The sequence below is a fragment of the Bartonella saheliensis genome, from assembly GCF_902162175.1.
On record NZ_LR607225.1, the window covers coordinates 1 to 18,178 of the forward strand.

Here is an 18,178-nt window from a genome sequence, read left to right on the forward strand (position 1 = left end):
TGTGTGTGTGGGGTGTGAGTTTGAAGATTATTGGGGGCGGTGTTTGGAGGGAGGTGTGGTTTTTGATGTTCTGAAGGGTGGTGGGCAGATAGTTGTCTTTGGGTTGGTTGGGGGGGGGGGGCGTTATGATGGGTTGGTTGCGCGTTTTCGCGGGGAAAATATTCCGGCAACAGGTTTTTCAATAGGCATTTCACGTTTGATTGCTGCTTTGCAAAATCTTGAAAAATTGCCCGTGAAAAATACACGTGGACCCGTTGTGGTGCTGATGATGGATAAAGAGCCAGAAGCTGTTGCACGCTATCAAAAAATGGTCATGCAATTGCGAAATGCGGGAATCTGTGCGGAACTTTATTTAGGAGCATCGGGAATTAAAGCGCAGATGAAATATGCTGATCGGCGAAAAGCGCCTTGTGTGGTCATCCAAGGGACACAAGAACGTGAGAGTGGAAAAATACAGATTAAAGACCTCATTGAAGGGGCGCGTTTGTCTCATGAAATTAAGGATAATCAAACATGGCGTGAAAGCCGTCCTGCACAAGTGATGGTGGATGAAGAGCAATTGGTGCAAACAGTACAAGATATTTTAGAAGCCCAAAAACGCTAATGGTTTTTTGTAAAAGAAATTGCTGCGGAAAGCTTGAACATTTTTTCCTCAATTTCACGGTGGCGTCTATCAATACTATAACGATAAAGTCCAAATCATATAAAATCTATTGAGCTTCCCATCTTTATGCTTGTGAAGGAGTAAACCGGCACCATCTCACACTTTGCCAGCTCTGGAATGTTGCGGACTATTCCTTGGTATTTCTCGATGATTCATGAAAAGGCATTTTTCTTGTACAATTTTTACTCATACATCAGTTCCGTTTGTGACGTGCAAGCCGATGGTTTTAATTGAGGCAAGATAAACAGGTTTGAAATAAGAAAATCTTACCATCTTCGGTTCCTTGTATTCAATATGCAAAAAAGTTATTTATCATTATAAATTAATGTCTTATTTTTTAAAGGTCGTGCGGCATAAAAAGAAGATCTTTTTAAAAAGTGCTTTTGTATTCATGATAAAATGAATGTTTTGAAGGGTGAAAAAAGAGATCTTTTTAAGGTGTGGTGAGAACATCTTCATGAGGTAAAATAGGGGGTGACTGAAGCGTTTGAGATTTTTACCTCGACCCTCTTTAGAAAAATCGATGATTTATCATGCAAAATCCAATCGTTTTTAGAATTATAGACCACTTGTATAGGGTTTCATTTTTGAATTTTCATGGGTTAGTGCCCTATTTTCCATCGTTTTCTTCATCACAGTCTAAAATTTCACATCCCTAAGAGATAAAAGAGATCTTTAAGCGTTTTATTTTAGAAGATTTTTTCCTTCCAAAAACAACGGATAACTTAAATCAGACAATTTTTAAAGGGAGAATATGAGGGTTCATTGTAAGATGTTACAGTGATAAATCATTGAAATAATTTATTTTTCATAAAGAATTTTTTAATGGAGAAATCAAAATGGCCCGATATGATTTTACTGTGTTATATGAAAGAAATCCTTTTATTTTGAAAAAACCAGAAGATATTGGAAAATCATTTAAACTTCCTCCTTCAGGTTTTGTATTTGAAAATCTTCCACAAATTGCCTTTTCAGGTGCTTCGTCGTGTCGGCGTATGATTTTTGGATTGTCATTTAATGGAATGAAAGCTTTTTTTATGATGTTGTGGCAAGTAGGAAAAATGCTCGATGAGGGGGATGATGTGGATTTATGGTTTGATCAGATAATGTTGGATCATGATAGTCTGGAGGAGTTTTTGGCTTGTGATTTTTCAATTCAAGAGCCAGAATATCTTAATTTTAAAAGTTTTAAAGAGGGGCTTAAGGAATTAGAAGAGAATAAGATTGTCGCGAAGGGGACAAAGGAAGACTGTTATTTCATTAATCCCGATATTTTTGGTCTGCCTGAATGTGATGAAGATTTAGAGCTCGATGAAGAGGAAGAAGAAATGAAAGCACACTTTGCGGTAGAATATCCCAATAAACGCCTGCTTTAACCCTTTCTCTCTCAGAGAAAAATAAAAGCTTAGAATAAATAGCTATGAAAATAGTAACGTTGGTGGTTGTGTGAATGGGAATGTGTTTTGATTTATCCTCTTTACCAACAGTTATGGGGGCTTATGGAGGCAGGGTTGTTTTTATGCCCTCTGTTATTTTCTTGATCATCAGATCAATTTGACGCGTGCGTTTCTTCAAACAAATCATTGATCTGTATTTTTCTTCTTGATGTTTTTGTAAAACCTTGGATGATCAATTCTTTTGGAATTTAAGAGCATCTATGAGAGGCATCTCTCGTTTTTCAAGTGTGTTGTCCTCATTTATGATTCATCGCATTATTTGCTTATGATGTGCAGCTCAGTGATTTTGATTGATTCTGAGATAAACAGATTTAAAATGGAAGAATATGAGTGATATTTCAGGATTTAACCCAAGTTGAATAACGCTTAAATGATCATTATCAATCAAAATATTGTAGCGAAGAAATGTTTTTAAAAAATAAAAACGACACAAATTCCTTTTCGAGAAAAATTTGTGTCGTAAAATTTAAATAGACGATTTTGGTTTGAAGTTAGCTTTTTAAAGCTTTTAAAACATTTTGTGGTGAAGAAACTTCATAAGGATCGGTTGCACAATTGTCTGAAAAACCTTCTTCTTCAAACCAGTGTTCAATCACACCATCATTAATCACAGCAGCATAGCGCCATGATCGCATACCAAAACCAACATTGTCTTTTGCAACCAGCATACCTATTTTGCGTGTGAATTCACCAGAACCATCGGGAATTAATTTCACATTTTTGATATTTTGTGTTTTTCCCCAAGCATTCATGACAAAAGCATCATTGACAGAAAGACAATAAATTTCATCAATACCAGCTTGTTTAAATTCATCATAGAGTTTTTCAAAATCAGGCAGCTGAAAGGTTGAGCAGGTGGGGGTAAAAGCGCCAGGAAGAGAAAAAAGAATAACGCGCTTTCCTTTAAAGTAAGCATCGCTTGTAACTTCTTGCCACCGATAAGGATTATCTCCACTTACTGATTCATCGCGGACACGTGTATGAAATGTAACATTGGGAACAGTTTTTTTTATCATAAGGATGCTCCTGTATTTTTTATGAAAATTGTATTTTAAAACACCCCTCGTATCTAAAACCATATGGAAAGAGCGTTTTAAATAAAAGGGCTTCTTAAAAAATTTTGATCTCTAACAAGTGTGCAAATATTTCATTGTTCCGTCAAGTGGAATTAATGGTCGACTTTGAATAGTCTTCATCTTAAAATTAAAGGAAAGAGTATGAAGGTATGACCAATGACCATAAAGACAGTTTTGACCACGGCTTTTGAGGGACAAAAACCGGGAACGTCTGGTTTGCGTAAAAAAGTGTCTGTTTTTCAACAACCCCATTATGTGGAAAATTTTATACAGTCTCTTTTTGATAACATTGGATCTCTTGAAGGAAAGCTGTTGATTCTTGGGGGAGATGGACGCACCTTTAACCGGACACTCCTTCAGATTGTATTGAAGATGGCAGCAGCGCATGGTGTTTCTCGTGTTAAAATGGGGAGAGGCGGTATCCTTTCCACACCGGCTGTTTCGCATCTTATTCGTAAATATCATGCGCATGGTGGAATTATTCTTTCTGCAAGCCATAATCCTGGTGGTTTAGATGGAGATTGTGGGATAAAATACAATATTTCCAATGGTGGACCGGCACCTAATTCGCTATGTGAGGCTATTTTTGCAACATCGCAACGTCTTTCCTTTTATAAAATTTTTGAAGCGCCAGATGTTGATTTAGAGCGGCAAGGGATGACTTTTATAGGTGATATGCAGATAGAGATTATTGATCCTGTCGCTGATTATGTTGCTTTGATGCAGGAAATTTTTGATTTTGATTGTATTGCCAAAGCTGTGACACGAGGTTTGACTTTACGCTTTGATGCTATGCATGCGGTAACTGGACCTTATGCCTATGAAATTTTTGAAAAATGCTTAGGATTTTCTAAAGGGACGGTGGTCAATGGTCTTCCTTTGCCAGATTTTGGAGGGGGTCATCCTGATCCCAATTTGGTTTATGCTAAGCCTCTTTATGATTTATTGATGTCAGAGCAAGGACCAGATCTTGGCGCCGCGTCTGATGGCGATGGTGATCGTAATCTTATTATTGGACGTCAGCAATATGTCTCACCTTCTGATTCCTTGGCAATTATGCTAGAACATGCCAATCTTATTAAAGGGTATCGCCAAGGGATTGTGGGGGTTGCGCGCTCTATGCCAACAACACCTGCGGCAGATTTGGTTGCTGAAAAACGTGGATTAAATTCTTTTGAAACGCCAACGGGATGGAAATTTTTTGGAACGCTTTTGGATGCTGGAAAAGTAACCTTTTGTGGTGAAGAAAGCTTTGGAACCGGCTCTCATCATATTCGCGAAAAGGATGGTTTATGGGCTGTTTTATTTTGGTTAAATCTTTTAGCTGTAACAGGAAAAACGGTTGCACAAATTGTTCAGCAGCATTGGCAGAGCTATGGGCGCTTTTATGCATTGCGTTATGATTATGAAGAAGTTGAAGAAGACAAAGCTTTAGCATTACTAGAACATTTGCGGGCGCATTTACCACAAGCTGGAACAGAAATTTTGGGATTTTTGGTCAAAAAAGCAGACGATTTTACCTATCATGATCCTGTTGATCAGAGTGTTAGCACACGGCAAGGGATCCGTATTTTTTTCGAAAATGGCGCACGATTGGTGGTTCGTTTATCGGGAACAGGGACGTATGGTGCGACCTTACGGCTTTATTTTGAACAATATGAAGGGGATCAGCGCAGACACAATTTAAATCCGCAAGACGTTCTTCAACCTTTGCAACAGGTAGCTTTAAAACTGTTAAACATACAACAAGAATTAGGGCGAGACCGCCCTGATATTATTACATGAGATCATGGGAATATTTTTTGCAAAGCGATCATGATTGATTACATTATAATTTTAGAGGTATGATTTTACTTATCATAAGGAAGTTCTTCTATTTTTAGGTTCGTTTTATTTTTTCTACGTTTACATATGGCGGGCTTCCTCAAACTGTTGGATTCTTAAAAATAGAGGCACTAGGTCATCATAATCTGGCATAATTGGAGCCTTTATGCCCAATGATTTCTGGATGTTTTGATAAAGGTATTTTTTTAAAAAGAGTCATAGAGGGGATATTTTTTACCTCAAAGAGAATATTATCGTTGTTTTATTTTTTATATGTTTGTTTTAAGGAGAGTCTTTCTCAAGATACAAGAAACTATCTGATATATGCTCTTCATGAAGAGGATAACATTGAGTAGCATCATTTTTACCTTTATGAAGGAGAAAAGCATATCATCCGTTTAGAATGTTGGCTCTTGCATTTGAGAATGTTTTTTAAAGTCTTTTCTTAATCATTTTACACGGCTTTTTCCTTTTATAACAGGCAAACGAAAGGCGCTGGTTGATTCAATAGAAGAGGAATCTTATAGTTTATGGGGGGATTGTATAATGTTATAAACGCATCGATTGTAGGGGATGATCGCATTTATGAACACAGGTGGCAGATCAAGAGGAAATAAAAGAACATGTTTTTCTAAAATAATGGACAATAAGCCTTTCTTGCTTTATGACCCATCATCATGAATGGTTTTTCTTAAAAAAAGGGGAATTTATGACCCAATATCCCAAGTGTCCTCGTTGTGATTGTCTTTATACTTATGAAGAGGGTGAAAATTTTGTGTGTCCCGAATGCGCACATGAATGGCCCCAAAAGGATGATGATACTGTTCTTTCTGAGATTGTTTATGATGCCAATGGTCAAATCTTGACAAACGGAGATACCGTTATGGTGATAAAAGATCTGAAAGTAAAAGGCGCTTCCTCTGTTTTAAAAAGTGGAACGAAGGTCAAGAATATTCGCTTGGTGGATGGGGATCATAATATTGATTGTAAAATCCCTGGAATTGGACAGATGGGTTTAAAGTCAGAATTTGTTAAAAAAGTTTAGGCGTTTATCCTCTCGCCATTGTTTTTGACTTTCGTTGCTTTTCTATTTTCATATTTTGTTTCAATAGGGTTCTTTTCTTATTTTATAGATTATGCTCATTCGATAGATACAATAGCTTTGCCCGAAATATAAAAGCCATGTCTTGTGAGAGAAAGTGCTGTTTTTCCTTTCAGATATGTCGGTTGGTGATAGGAGCTGGATGTTGGTTGATTTAAGAAAACAGTAAAAGAATGCGCTTTATGAGCAGAATAATGCCGTAAAATGAGAAATTGATGACGGCTTAATTGAAGAAATTTTTCCCTCTTTTATCAGATTGTTTCCAACCCTCAACGATTTGGCTTTGATTGATTTTTTTAAAGGTCTTAATGGCTTTTGTGTCTTTAAGTCATGGAGATACGAGTAAAGGGGATAGAAGTGGAATTCTTGATTTCAAGAAGAAGAAAAGTCAGTATGTTCTTAAAAAATGTCTTTCTTAAGATGTTTTAACCTCTTTCACAATGAGACTTATAGAAAATGGTATAGGGAAAACGCTGTTGAGCGCTATCGTTTTTGTGTTTCATAAAAGGATAAGCCAATACCATCAAATACTTTTCCAGTCTTTAATGTTGCAACAGCCTTTATATTTGTCCCGATGATTGTATTCTTATCGTTGAAAATGTTCATAAGAGGTATTTTAAAAATTGTTTTTGTTATCTTCTAATTTGAGATGTGTTTGCGAATGATTTTGATTGATGCAATAAAGACAATTAAAATAAAAAAATTATGGATGCCCATGAAAGGTGTAAAAGTGTGATTCTTGTCGCTTGGTTACTATAAGAAGCATTTGGTGGGATTTTATCGTCGGAAATACTCAAAATGATGGGCACAAAGGAACGAGTGTATGCTCTGTCTTATATTCTTTTCTTTTTACTGTAACGGATTGTTTATTTTGGGGGGATAAAATAGCATGACAAGGTCATGAGAAAAAAGAAATTTGCAAAATAAATTTAAAGTGCGCCCCTTCCGATGCGTTATTCTTGTATGTATGGGATGGGTTGGTGAAAATGACGCCTTTAAAAGGGGAAAAAACATTTTAAGATCTATAGGGTTTAAGTGAAAGAGAAACCTTATCATTTTCTAGGTTTTTTTATGGGAAGCATGGCTTGGCTCTAAAATGATGAGGGATAAAATGATGTGAGATTTTTACACCCCATGTTGTTTTAAGGGTTGTTAAAGAAAGATCATCTGTGTGGTGGTTGTATCTATTGAGGTGCTAATATTTATTGTGGCATGGCTTCAACGCCTAAAACTTCAGGGATAAAATGGCGTAAAAGATTTTCAATACCATGTTTGAGTGTTGCCGTTGAAGAGGGGCATCCAGCGCAGGCACCCCGCATATTGAGATAAACAATCCCATTTTCAAAACCGCGGAAAGTAATGTCTCCACCGTCATTGGCAACAGCTGGACGAATACGCGTTTCAAGCAGCTCTTTAATGGTTAAAACAATATCAGCGTCTTTTTCGTCGTAAAATTCTTCATTAAGGGCATGGGCTTTTGCTTGTGTTGTCGCGCTGGTGGTAATAACAGGCTCATTGGAGAGAAAATGCTCCATAATTGTGCCTAAAATGACAGGTTTGAGATGTTGCCATTCCCCCTCTTTTTTACTGATGGTGATGAAATCATACCCTAAAAAGACACCATTGACATTGGGAATATTAAATAGTTTAGCCGCCAAAGGTGAATTTTTAGCCGCTTCTTCACGGTTACGAAATTCTAAGACCCCTTCAGAAAGGACCACCCGCCCTGGAAGAAATTTAAGCGTTGCAGGATTTGGGGTGGTTTCAGTTTGAATAAACATAAACTCTCCTTTTATCATGAAGAATTAGATAAGATCATACCACTTTTAAAATATTATATTTTTTAAGCAATAGACTTAATATCTTCATCAGCAAGATTGCTAGGAATGACAATGACAGGGATTGAAAAAGCTGTTCCTCTATTCCCGATTAATTGGATAAGAGGACCTGGTCCTTCTGCATGTCCGCTGGCGGCTAAAACAATCAGTGCAATTCTTTTATCTTCGTCGATCAGTTTAGAAATTTCATCAATTTTTTTTCCTTCACGCACCACTATTTCTGTTTCAAGCGCATGAGAGGTGCGGACATCACTGGCAATGTCTCCTAATATTTTATGAGCACTTTGTGTTGATTCTGTGCGCATAACGTTGTTTACACCCAGAAAATGTTGAAATTCAGCACTATCAACAACACAAAGCAAGACCAAAGTTCTCTTGGTGTTTTGGGCATGTTGTGCGGCAAACGCAACGGCACGCCGACACTCTGGTGTCTCATCGATGATGACGAGGTTCTTTTTCTTAGGCTCTTTTTTCGGATTTTGGGGTTTAGAAATCATGCACTTTCTCTATTTTGTACAAACGATTTTTTTTGCGCTCTACAATCTTTTTTAGCTTATTGTTTTTATGTATTGTGCAAAAATCCAACAATTTCACGAATTTTTTTCATATTTTCTTCTGCGAGCATACTAGCACGTTCTGCGCCATCATGCAAAACAGAGTCAATATAACCGCTTTCTTGATGAAGGCGACGTAATTCTTTTGTTATAGGGGCAAGCTTATGGACAGCAAGGTCGGCTAGCGCTGTTTTAAAATGTGAAAATTGATGACCAGAAAATTCTAAAAGAGCCTTTTCTTTACTCACTTTGGCAAAGGCGGCATAAATACCAAGAAGGTTATCTACTTCTGGTCGTTCTTTTAAAGCCTCAAGAGAATCTGGAAGAGGTGCGGAATCTGTTTTGGCTTTGCGTATTTTTTGGGCGATAAGATCTGCATCATCAGTCAAATTAATGCGTGAGAAATCTGAAGGATCTGATTTTGACATTTTTTTTGTCCCATCACGCAAGGACATAACGCGTGTGGCTGTTGTCCCAATTAGCGCTTCAGGGAGGGGGAAAAAGCTTGGTCTTTTTTCTTCATCCGTTGGCATAGAGATGCCAAAATTTAAGTCAGCAATACGGTGTGCATAATCATTATTAAATTTTTGGGCAATATCGCGTGTGAGTTCAACATGCTGTTTTTGATCTTCACCCACCGGGACATGCGTTGCACGATAGACTAAAATATCAGCAGCCATCAACGTGGGATAGGCAAAAAGCCCAAGGGATGCTTTTTCGCGATCTTTTCCTGCTTTATCTTTAAATTGTGTCATGCGTTGAAGCCAGCCAATACGGGCAACACAATTTAAAATCCAGGCGAGTTCAGCATGTTGAAAAACACGTGATTGGTTGAAAATAATGTGTTTTTTGGGATCAATACCGGCGGCGAGAAAGGCGGCTGTCACCGTTCTGGTGGATTCGCGTAAAATAAGGGGATCTGGGTTGACGGTGAGCGCATGCATATCCACAACACAATAGAGACAGTGATAAGCATTTTGTAGTTCAACCCAATTTTGAAGGGCTCCAAGATAATTGCCAAGATGTAAGTGACCACTCGGTTGTACGCCGGAAAACACAAGGGGGGTGAAGGTATCCATAGGAGTGCGCTTTCTTTAATTAGAGGTTATTCATTTTGTTGTTTTTGACAAAGTATAAATATTATGGACGTTTTTTCAAATTTTTAAGCGTGTGAAAAAAGGAACGGGGATTGGATAAAAAATAGGCAATAAAATAGAGTAAGAATATGCCAAGCATGAGCCCTGCTAAGGTGCTGAAACGCAAGAAAAAGGAGGCTTTTGAGGATAAAGGAAAAGATAAAAATCCGCATACATGTAATCCGTAATAGAGGACGAATGCACTCAAAAGGGAAGCAATCATGAGACATAATATTCGCTTGATCAGTTGGGTGTCGTATTTCCAATACCCCCGTTTGATAAGAACCCCCCAAAGCAATAGGGTATTGACCCATCCAGAAGTAATTTCCGCAATAACAATGCCGCGTGCGGAAAAGGAAGGAAATAATGTTAAAGCGATGCTGATATTGATGAAAACACAAATGCCCGTAAAAATCATCGGTGTTTTGGTATCTTCATGGGCAAAAAAATTAGGAATAAAGACCTTGATGAGTACAAAAGCTGGAAGTCCTAGTCCATAAAGTTCCAATAACTGTGCAACATGCTGTGTTGATTGATCGGTAAATTGTCCACGTTCAAAGAGTAAACTAACAATGGGGTGGGAGAGCAGCAAAAAAGCAATAGATGCTGGAAGCGTTAACAACAGCGTAAATTCAATAGAGCGGTTTTGCAAATGGTGGGTTTCTTCCTGATTTTTGCTCCGCAACGCGCGGGTTAATTCTGGTAAAAGAACGGTTGCAACGGCAATGGCAATCACGCCTAGAGGCAATTGATAAAGCCGGTCAGCATACATCAAAGAAGAGACAGCCCCTGATTGACTAGAAGCAATGTTGGTATTGATGAGCAAATTAATTTGCGTGATACCACCCGTGATGGCTGCAGGGAATGCTAAGGTTAAGAGCTTGCGTACATTGGGACTTACACGGGGGGGAATAAAGAAAATTTTCATGCCACTTTGACGTAACGCAATCGCAATTAGGAAAAGTTGAAGAAGGCCTGCCGCCAACACACCCCAAGAGAGATTTAAGCCAATGTGCCAAGCGTCAAGTTGATAAAACCAAGCATAGGCGAGCACACCAATCAGAATAATATTTAAAAAGAGAGGGGCAACGGCGGCAATAAAATAGCGCCGCAGAGCATTGAGCATGCCCCCCATCATCGCAGCGAGCGATATGCAGGTTAAGTAAGGAAACATGATCGCCGTAAAATGAATTGTGGCGTTAAACTTTGTTGCATCTTCGCTAAAGCCTGGAGCAATAATGGTTCGTACCAAAAAAGGCATACTCAGTTCCATCGCAATGGTTAATAGTAATAGAAATGTGAAGAGAACGCCAAAGACCTCTTCTGCAAATTTACATGCAGATTCTTGACCATCTTCAGTGATTTTTTTGGCAAAAAGAGGAATGAAAGCGGCACTGAAGGCGCCTTCAGCAAAAAAACGGCGGAATGTATTGGGAAAACGAAAAGCAGCATTGAAGGCATCAGAAACAGGACCCGTCCCTAGCGCTGCTGCCATAAGCATTTCACGGATGAAGCCAAAAATACGGCTCATAAGGGTTCCGGAAGCAACTGTTGCAATTTTTTTAATCAATGTCATAAAAATATATCAGGTTCGTGGTAAAAGAAAAGCGGTGAGTAGAGAAATAAGCCGTTTTAAATCATAAAAATCTGATCTGTATTCCCATACAAGAATATATTTGTGCAGCGTTTTACGATGGTGTTTGTCTTTCTGTCAACAATGGTTGCGTGAAGACTTTTAACATGCTCCTTGTGTTATTGTTGCCTTACAATTTTTATTGTTGCCATAAAATCATTAAAATTTCTTTTTCAAATTGGAATAGGGGAGTGATGTCATCACAATTTAAGGATATAGAATGATCATGTCTCTCTAGAGTAGTAATATTTGTAAATAATGCACCCCAATGGCGTGATGTTTTACATGAGGGACGTGACCCATTTTTATGCTTATGAAGTAACAAGCCGGCTCACCATCCACACTTTTCCAGCTCTAGAATGTTGCGACAAACTTTGTATTTAGATGATTTATAAGAGATATTTTTACTCTTTTCTTAAATCATTTTATCCATACGTTAATTCCATCTGTAACGTGCAAACGAATGGTTTTGATTGATATAACATGCATGTAATATAGAGATTTAAAATGAGAGAATCTTACGATCTTCGGGGCTCTCATTCAATATGCAAAATAGTGAATACTCATTATAAAACAATTTCTTATACCTTATGTAAAGATACGCAAATAAAATAAAAGTATGAAGAAATGTGCAGTTTCTATGATTTAAAAAGACACAGGGCTTTTGATGCTTTTAAAAGTTTGTCAGACAGAGCTTAACGATGATGACAAAGCCGTGTGATGGGTTTTCACTTGTACGGCTTTATGTTCTCCCCAAATGAGGGAGATTGCTTGTTTTAGAGATTTCATAAATATAAGGATAGCAAGACGTAATTTTTTAACAGCATCTTGTCTGTTTTTAGCCCTACAAGGCCAAGAGCACTATAGACAATGAAAGCGATGAATGATCAATCCTTATCAATTATTCTGCTGAGAGTTTTTTTTATCATTGATGGGGATAAAATCTAAGCAAATAAAAAAGTTTCCCTTTTATGGTTTTTGCATCTGGTTGATGCACGATTGATTTGCCGATAAAGACAGGAAGCAAGCGCATCTTTTTTATCAGAGAAGGCAAAAAAGATAAGCTTATATGAATCTTTAGAGTGTCATAGCTTTTGTGTGCTGCGTTTTGTGAGAGGGAATATTTTCTTGTCTCTTGATGTTTTGATGAACGTTTTCTATCATTTTTTGTGCTTTACCTGCTTCTTTATCAAGCGTGTTCGACCATGTTTTTTCAGTGTTTTTCTTGGATAATTGCTGTGGGAGAGATTGATGCTGCTTTGGTGCTAAGCGATTACTCAATTGGTGGTCATAAAAAGCCAAGGGGCGTATATTTTGTTCCATCTCTTTTGTCTGCTTGACGATTTCCAGAATCTCTTTTGCTTTGACAGCTGATGTGCCAAGACTCTTAGCCAGTTTGTCGGGATTATTTTCTTTTATTGCTTCATGCTCTCTTGAAGATAAGCGTTCATTGATTTTTTTGATATAAACTCTCGCTTCACCTCTTAATTCAGGAGAGTTTGATAAGGTTTTTTGCTGCTGTTCTTTTGGCAAGGAGAGGAGATTTTGCATCCAAACCTTAGGCATTGCGACCGACTGTTCACAACGCCTTTGTTTGGCGTGATGGTCATGGAGAATGTCTCTTTCTGTTTGTTTAAAAATATTGATATAACCATCAATGGCTCTACAGAGGGGCAAAATATTGGCTTCAGCTTCAGTGCGCGCGTTATTTTTTATGCCCAATATATTGCTCCCAGACAATTGAGCAATCGATTGAGGAGATGTGGCAATTTGATAGGTAAGCTGTTCTCCTTCCCTGTGATTTTCATGGATTCTTTCAATTCTTTCCTGCAAGATATGCCGATTGCCATAAATGATTTGGCATAAAGTTTCGATTTCTGTTCTTCTTGCTTGAAGTGATGCGTTATTTTTTATCCTCGTGATAATTTCGTTGCTTGTAAGAGGGGGGATTTTTTCTGCGGGGATCAGCACCTCTTGCGGGTGTTGAGTGCTTGGTGCTGTAAAGGAGAGAGCATCACCCATTTTTAATGTTTGTATTTGCTCTGGTGTAAGATCTTTTTTATTTCCTATGATGAAAGTCCCGTTGGCATCAAGCATGAATCCGTTGAGGCCACTGCCTCTATAGAAGCCTGTATAGGTATGCCCTTCTTTTGCTGTCATAATCAGATGATGATGAATATTCTTAAGCCCAATATGTTTCATATTATCTACGAATTCTTTTAGAATAAGTATTTTTTCTGGATTGGAGATATCTTCAAGCAGGTGTTTCATCATTTCCTTATCGTTATGTTCTAGCGATGCAGTGCTGGCAAGGTTCATGCGTTTTTCTGTTACAAGAGAAAAGTCGAGTGTGTGTCCTGCTGCTTGAGCGAGTTTTTCAAAAAACATTCGTTGTGTGCGTCCATTACCTTCTCTGAAAGGGTGCGTATAGTTGAGCTGTATCAACATTTCAGCGGCATGTTCAACAAACGTTTCACGGGTTAAGCCTTTTAAACTATTTGTTTCAGTAAGTGTTTTATCTAAATTTTTTAGTCCTTCTTGTATTTGTTTTTTGGATGCAAAATGAACTCCGGCTTTTTTCATCTCTAGCATATAAGCAACGGTGCCATCTTCAAATGTAAATGGTTTATCGCGTGTTTGGCCTGCCCATTCAAAAGTTTTTTTAAACAGGGTATGATGAATATATTGGAGATATGTGGAGGTTAGTCTTTGTGGTGGCTCTTCTTGGCGCAGATGAATGATTGCTTTTGCTGTATCATGGGCACATTGTTCTTTTAATTGTTCAGAGTCTTTTATTCCGTATTTATTTTTTAAAGTGATACTGTTTGGGTAAAAGAAATTACGGGAGGCTGTATGATCTTTTTCGATTTTGAGTGATGAGGATAATTTCTTCTGTGAGGTGAGAGGGGTGGTGTCCGTTTTCTCCCAGTATGCCATTGCTTTTTGGGGGGACTGTTTTGCTCTTTTTTGATGATCAGAGTCTGTTTCCTTTGTCATTTGGACAGATATTTGATCCGTTGTCGCTGTATGGCTGGTCTCTAAAATGGTTTCTTGAAAATTTTTTTGCGTTTGCCTCATAGAGGAAGCAGAGTGAACCATGGGGTGAGCCCTTTGTTCTTTTTCTTGCAGATTTTGGGGCATACTTTTAACGCTGTCATCTAAAGCATGAGAGGCAATCCATGATGCAAAATGGGCTTTTTCTTTTCCCTTTGTTGGGATGGAGGCACTGTCTTTACTCTTTTCAGTTATTTCATCGCTTTTAGGAGCGGCTCTTTTTTCTTCTGGAAGTAAGGTTTTTTGCTGGGTGTTTTGCTGTTTTTTTTCTAGGCTTTGAGCTTTTGGCACTGTAAAGGAGAAAGTTTCACCACTTGTTAATGTTTGTATTTGCTCTGGTGTGAGATCTTTTTTATTTCCCAAGATGAGAATCCCTTGAGCATCCATCATGAAGCCTTTGGCGCCACAGCCTCTATAGGTCCCATGATAGGTTTCGCCTTCTTTTGCGACGACAGTGAGATAATAATTTTTTTCCCCCATTCCAAGCGTTTTCATAGAGTTGGTGAATTCTTGTAAAATGAGCAATTTTTCTGGATGGGAAATATCTTCAAGCAGATGTTTCATAGGCTCTTGATCGCCACGTTCCATGGCGGCTGCGCGGACAAAGTCTTTGCGCTTTTTGCTCACAACAGAAAAATCGAGCGTATGGCCTGCTGCTTGAGCGAGTTTTTCAACAAACAGTCTCTTTGTACGCCTATTGCCCTCTCTGAAAGGATGCAAGTAGTGTAAATTTATCATTATTCCAGCAGCATGTTCAACGAATTCTTCGCGCATTAAGCCTTGTAAATTCTTTTTTTCAGCAAGTGTTTTATCTAACTTTTCTAATCCCTCCTGGATTTTTCTGCCCATTGCAAAAGGTTTTGTAAATTCGGCTCTCTTCAAAATGGGCATAGAAGCAACACTGCTATCTTCAAAAGTAAAAGGTACTTCGCGGGTTTGTCCTGCCCATTCAAATGCACGAGAAAAAAGACGATGATGAAGATATTTGAGGTAGGCGGCATCAAACCGTTCTGGTGGGGGCTCTTGGAGAAGTTTGATCATTTCTTTTTTTACGTCATCAGAACAGCGCTCTTTTAATATTTCTTTATCTTTAATACGGTATTTATTTTTAAGCACTTTGCTATTGGGGTAGAAAAAATTTTCCGCTGCTTCATTGATTTGCTTTAAAACGGCTGCATTTATTGCAGGGGATTGTTCTTGCAATTCTTCCTGTGTGGAGGAGGCACCCTGTTGTGTATTTTCTTTCATGTATATTTCCTTTTAAGTTTTTAATATTTATTTTTTAAAAAGCTTCTTTTTTACATTTTTTGCCTTATGCTATTTTCATAAGCTTCTTCTTCTTTTTCAAAGAAGAAGACCGATTTGAATGATAGGAAAAATTTGACTCTCTTCGCATGGAGCCAAGTTGATGATGGCAAAAGCGTTGATGTTGGTCATTTTTATGAAATGTTATCGTGCAATTTTATTAATACGTTTTGTCATAGCAAAGTTTATTCAAATTTTTCTGTATGTTATATGCCGCCCTTGGTGCAATCTTGGCAGGATCATTGCCCCAAGGGGGTGCGTGAAAAGCCAAAGGGGGTAAGGATATCACGACATAGCCATGGCTTTTGATGTTTCACCTCTGCGCGGGCGAATAGGGGAGTGCTCTTCTTGTCTTGATGTTTCAGTAACTTCTTGACGGTGCTTTTTTGTTGAGCGCTCAGGCAGCTTCTGGGATTCTGATACGCTTTGCTGCTTTTGCAATTTTTTATCGAGATCGGTAAGCGGTTGATGGCGTTGTTGTTGCTCTGTTTGATGGTTTTGCACAATGGTTTCTCTTAATTGTTTTATCGTATCAGCATAATCCTTAATGGCGGTACAAAGGGTAGGAAGATGTTCTTCAGCAGCTTTGCGTGCGCCGTTTTTTATGCCAAGGACTTTTCGACCTGCAAGGGGAGCAAAAGAGGTCGAATCCTTTTCGATTTGAAAGACAAGTTCTTCTCCGATCTCTGGAATTTTTTGCATATCTTCCATTCTATATTGAAAAATCAATGGATCGTTATAAACAATTTGGCTCCAATATTGGACCTCTCTTTGACCATATTGAACCGATGGATCTTGTTGAACTCTGCGGGCAATTTCTGGATTTGACAGAGGCTGGATTTGCTTTTCTGAATTGAGCCGATTTTGTGTGTGTTGAGTGATTGCTTCTTCCTGTTGCGCGTGTTGATGTTGCCGTTGTTCCCTGTGAGGACTCTGTGAAATATTTTCTTGTACATATTTTGAAGTATATATAAAACCGTTAATGGCTTCATACAGATTAGGAAGCGTTTCTTCAGCTTCTTTACGTGCATCGCTTTTTATGCCAAGAACTTTTCGACCCGCAAACTTAGAAATAGACAGAGGGTTTTCTCTAACATCCCATAAGAGCTGTTCTCCCATAGTAGGATTTTCTCTAATTTCTTCTATTCTTTGTTCTAAAATAAGCCGGTCCCCATAAACCTTTTCGCATAAAAATCGTATTTCTTCGTGATATGCTATGAGCAAAAACTCTTTTTCCATCGTGTTAATTGTATTAAAAGATGTTTTTTGTTCTTGAGACGGTTTTGGTGGTTCATTTGCTGTTTGTGAAGAGCCCGTTTTTTGCACGACAGTGTCGCTTTGTTTTCTGCCTCCTATTTGGTGCGATTTGCTTGAACGAGGGACTGCATATATTTCACTGTCTTGTGATGATGAACTGCTTTGCTGCCGGACTGTTCTGTGCTGAGGTGTTTTGGGTCTAACACTTGGGGCGAGGGTTTCAGGATTTTGGGTTTTTGTGCTGGTTTGCACTCTGTCTCTTACGCGTGGAGGTGTTTGCGCTCTCGGTGTTGCATAGGGATTTTCTTCCTTTTGAACTGTTGTTTTGTGCTGGATTTTATCTTTTGCACGCGGTGGTCTTTGTGGCGCCGTTTTTATATGCGTGGTGGGGCGCTCGAGGGTTTCAGGCTTTTGGATTTTTACGTCGCTTAGTGTTTTTTCTCTTACGCGTGGAGGAGGAGGGGGAGCCACTTTTTTTTGCTGGGAGGGTGAAGCTTCAACTTGTGGGTTGTGTTGTTGCCTCTCTTTTGCACGTGGGGGTTTTGGCGGCGCTACTTGTGCCTGTAGAGGAGGTGTCTCTTGAGTTTCTGGCTTTTGGATTTTTACACCGGTTGGTGTTTTTTCTCTTACGCGTGGAGGAGGGGGTGGGGCTACTTTTTTTTGCTGTGAGAGCGAAGCTTCAACTTGTGGGTTGTGTTGTTGTCTCTCTTTTGCACGTGGGGGTTTTGGCGGCGCTACTTGTGCTTGTAGAGGAGGTGTCTCTTGAGTTTCTGGCTTTTGGATTTTTACACCGGTTGGTGTTTTTTCTCTTACGCGTGGAGGAGGAGGGGGAGCCACTTTTTTTTGCTGGGAGGGTGAAGCTTCAACTTGTGGGCTGTGCTGTTGTCTCTCTTTTGAACGTGGGGGGTTTGGCGGTGCTACTTGTGTCTGTGGAGGAGCTGTCTCTTGGGTTTCAGGCTTTTGGATTTTTACGTCGCTTAGTGTTTTTTCTCTTACGCGTGGAGGAGGAGGGGGAGCAACCTTTGGGGAGGGCGAGGCTTCAACTTGTGGGCTATGTTGTTGTCTCTCTTTTGCACGTGGGGGTTTTGGCGGTGCTACTTGTGTCTGTGGAGGAGCTGTCTCTTGAGCTTCAGGCTTTTGGATTTTTGCATCAGTTAGTGTTTTCTCTCTTACGCGTGGAGGAGGAGGGGCAACCTTTGGGGAGGGTGACAAATTTTCTGGGTGTTTTTGTACAGATGGTTTTTGTGGTTTTGGAGAAACTTGGGGAGGGGGGGTTCT

General features: G+C 39.0%; 11 protein-coding genes. 4 read left to right on the top strand and 7 right to left on the bottom strand.

The annotated features are described in order from the left end of the window. The coding region (locus FS875_RS07760) for a His/Gly/Thr/Pro-type tRNA ligase C-terminal domain-containing protein (protein ID WP_208000005.1) at positions 1 to 604 on the top strand (604 nt) is incomplete at its 5' end. Positions 605 to 1,503: 899 nt separating this feature from the next. Continuing rightward, a complete protein-coding gene (locus tag FS875_RS07765) occupies positions 1,504 to 2,040 on the top strand; it encodes a replication protein (protein WP_144755281.1) in 537 nt (178 codons plus the stop codon). Positions 2,041 to 2,612: 572 nt separating this feature from the next. Here the strand turns inward: FS875_RS07765 and FS875_RS07770 are convergent. After that, on the bottom strand, positions 2,613 to 3,137 hold the full coding sequence (locus FS875_RS07770; protein WP_144755284.1) for a peroxiredoxin: 525 nt from the start codon (positions 3,135 to 3,137) through the stop codon (positions 2,613 to 2,615). A 216-nt stretch (positions 3,138 to 3,353) separates the two neighbouring features. On the opposite strand from FS875_RS07770, the gene FS875_RS07775 reads away from it, so the two are divergent. Both FS875_RS07775 and FS875_RS07780 read left to right on the top strand, forming a co-directional pair. After that, positions 3,354 to 4,982, top strand: a complete 1,629-nt coding sequence (locus FS875_RS07775) for an alpha-D-glucose phosphate-specific phosphoglucomutase (RefSeq protein ID WP_144755287.1) — start codon at positions 3,354 to 3,356, stop codon at positions 4,980 to 4,982. A gap of 748 nt (positions 4,983 to 5,730) precedes the next feature. Further along, positions 5,731 to 6,066, top strand: coding sequence for a zinc ribbon domain-containing protein YjdM (locus tag FS875_RS07780; protein WP_144755290.1), 336 nt, complete (start codon positions 5,731 to 5,733; stop codon positions 6,064 to 6,066). A 1,259-nt stretch (positions 6,067 to 7,325) separates the two neighbouring features. On the opposite strand, the gene FS875_RS07785 is transcribed toward FS875_RS07780, so the two are convergent. The 6 genes from FS875_RS07785 to FS875_RS07810 all read right to left on the bottom strand — a co-directional run. Next, entirely contained in the window at positions 7,326 to 7,904 is a 579-nt protein-coding gene (locus FS875_RS07785; RefSeq protein WP_144755293.1) for a NifU family protein, read from the bottom strand. 62 nt (positions 7,905 to 7,966) lie between these two features. Further along, on the bottom strand, positions 7,967 to 8,458 hold the full coding sequence (locus FS875_RS07790) for a universal stress protein (RefSeq protein WP_144755296.1): 492 nt from the start codon (positions 8,456 to 8,458) through the stop codon (positions 7,967 to 7,969). Positions 8,459 to 8,523: 65 nt separating this feature from the next. Beyond that, complete coding sequence (gene trpS / locus FS875_RS07795) at positions 8,524 to 9,594, bottom strand: tryptophan--tRNA ligase (protein ID WP_144755299.1); 1,071 nt, start codon at positions 9,592 to 9,594, stop codon at positions 8,524 to 8,526. 61 nt (positions 9,595 to 9,655) lie between these two features. Beyond that, positions 9,656 to 11,227 carry a murein biosynthesis integral membrane protein MurJ gene (gene murJ / locus FS875_RS07800; protein ID WP_144755302.1) on the bottom strand — a complete coding sequence of 524 codons (1,572 nt, stop codon included), beginning with the start codon at positions 11,225 to 11,227 and terminating at the stop codon, positions 9,656 to 9,658. 1,134 nt (positions 11,228 to 12,361) lie between these two features. Then, positions 12,362 to 15,586, bottom strand: coding sequence for a BID domain-containing T4SS effector (locus tag FS875_RS07805; RefSeq protein ID WP_144755306.1), 3,225 nt, complete (start codon positions 15,584 to 15,586; stop codon positions 12,362 to 12,364). Positions 15,587 to 15,928: 342 nt separating this feature from the next. Next, positions 15,929 to 18,178: BID domain-containing T4SS effector (locus FS875_RS07810; protein ID WP_342778869.1), on the bottom strand; the 2,250-nt coding region annotated here is incomplete at its 5' end.

Coding starts and splice junctions, on each gene's coding strand:
- FS875_RS07785 (WP_144755293.1), bottom strand. CDS start 7,904: ATGTTTATTCAAACTGAAACCACCCCAAATCCTGCAACGCTTAAATTT.
- FS875_RS07790 (WP_144755296.1), bottom strand. CDS start 8,458: ATGATTTCTAAACCCCAAAATCCGAAAAAAGAGCCTAAGAAAAAGAAC.
- FS875_RS07780 (WP_144755290.1), top strand. CDS start 5,731: ATGACCCAATATCCCAAGTGTCCTCGTTGTGATTGTCTTTATACTTAT.
- FS875_RS07805 (WP_144755306.1), bottom strand. CDS start 15,586: ATGAAAGAAAATACACAACAGGGTGCCTCCTCCACACAGGAAGAATTG.
- murJ (WP_144755302.1), bottom strand. CDS start 11,227: ATGACATTGATTAAAAAAATTGCAACAGTTGCTTCCGGAACCCTTATG.
- trpS (WP_144755299.1), bottom strand. CDS start 9,594: ATGGATACCTTCACCCCCCTTGTGTTTTCCGGCGTACAACCGAGTGGT.
- FS875_RS07765 (WP_144755281.1), top strand. CDS start 1,504: ATGGCCCGATATGATTTTACTGTGTTATATGAAAGAAATCCTTTTATT.
- FS875_RS07775 (WP_144755287.1), top strand. CDS start 3,354: ATGACCATAAAGACAGTTTTGACCACGGCTTTTGAGGGACAAAAACCG.
- FS875_RS07770 (WP_144755284.1), bottom strand. CDS start 3,137: ATGATAAAAAAAACTGTTCCCAATGTTACATTTCATACACGTGTCCGC.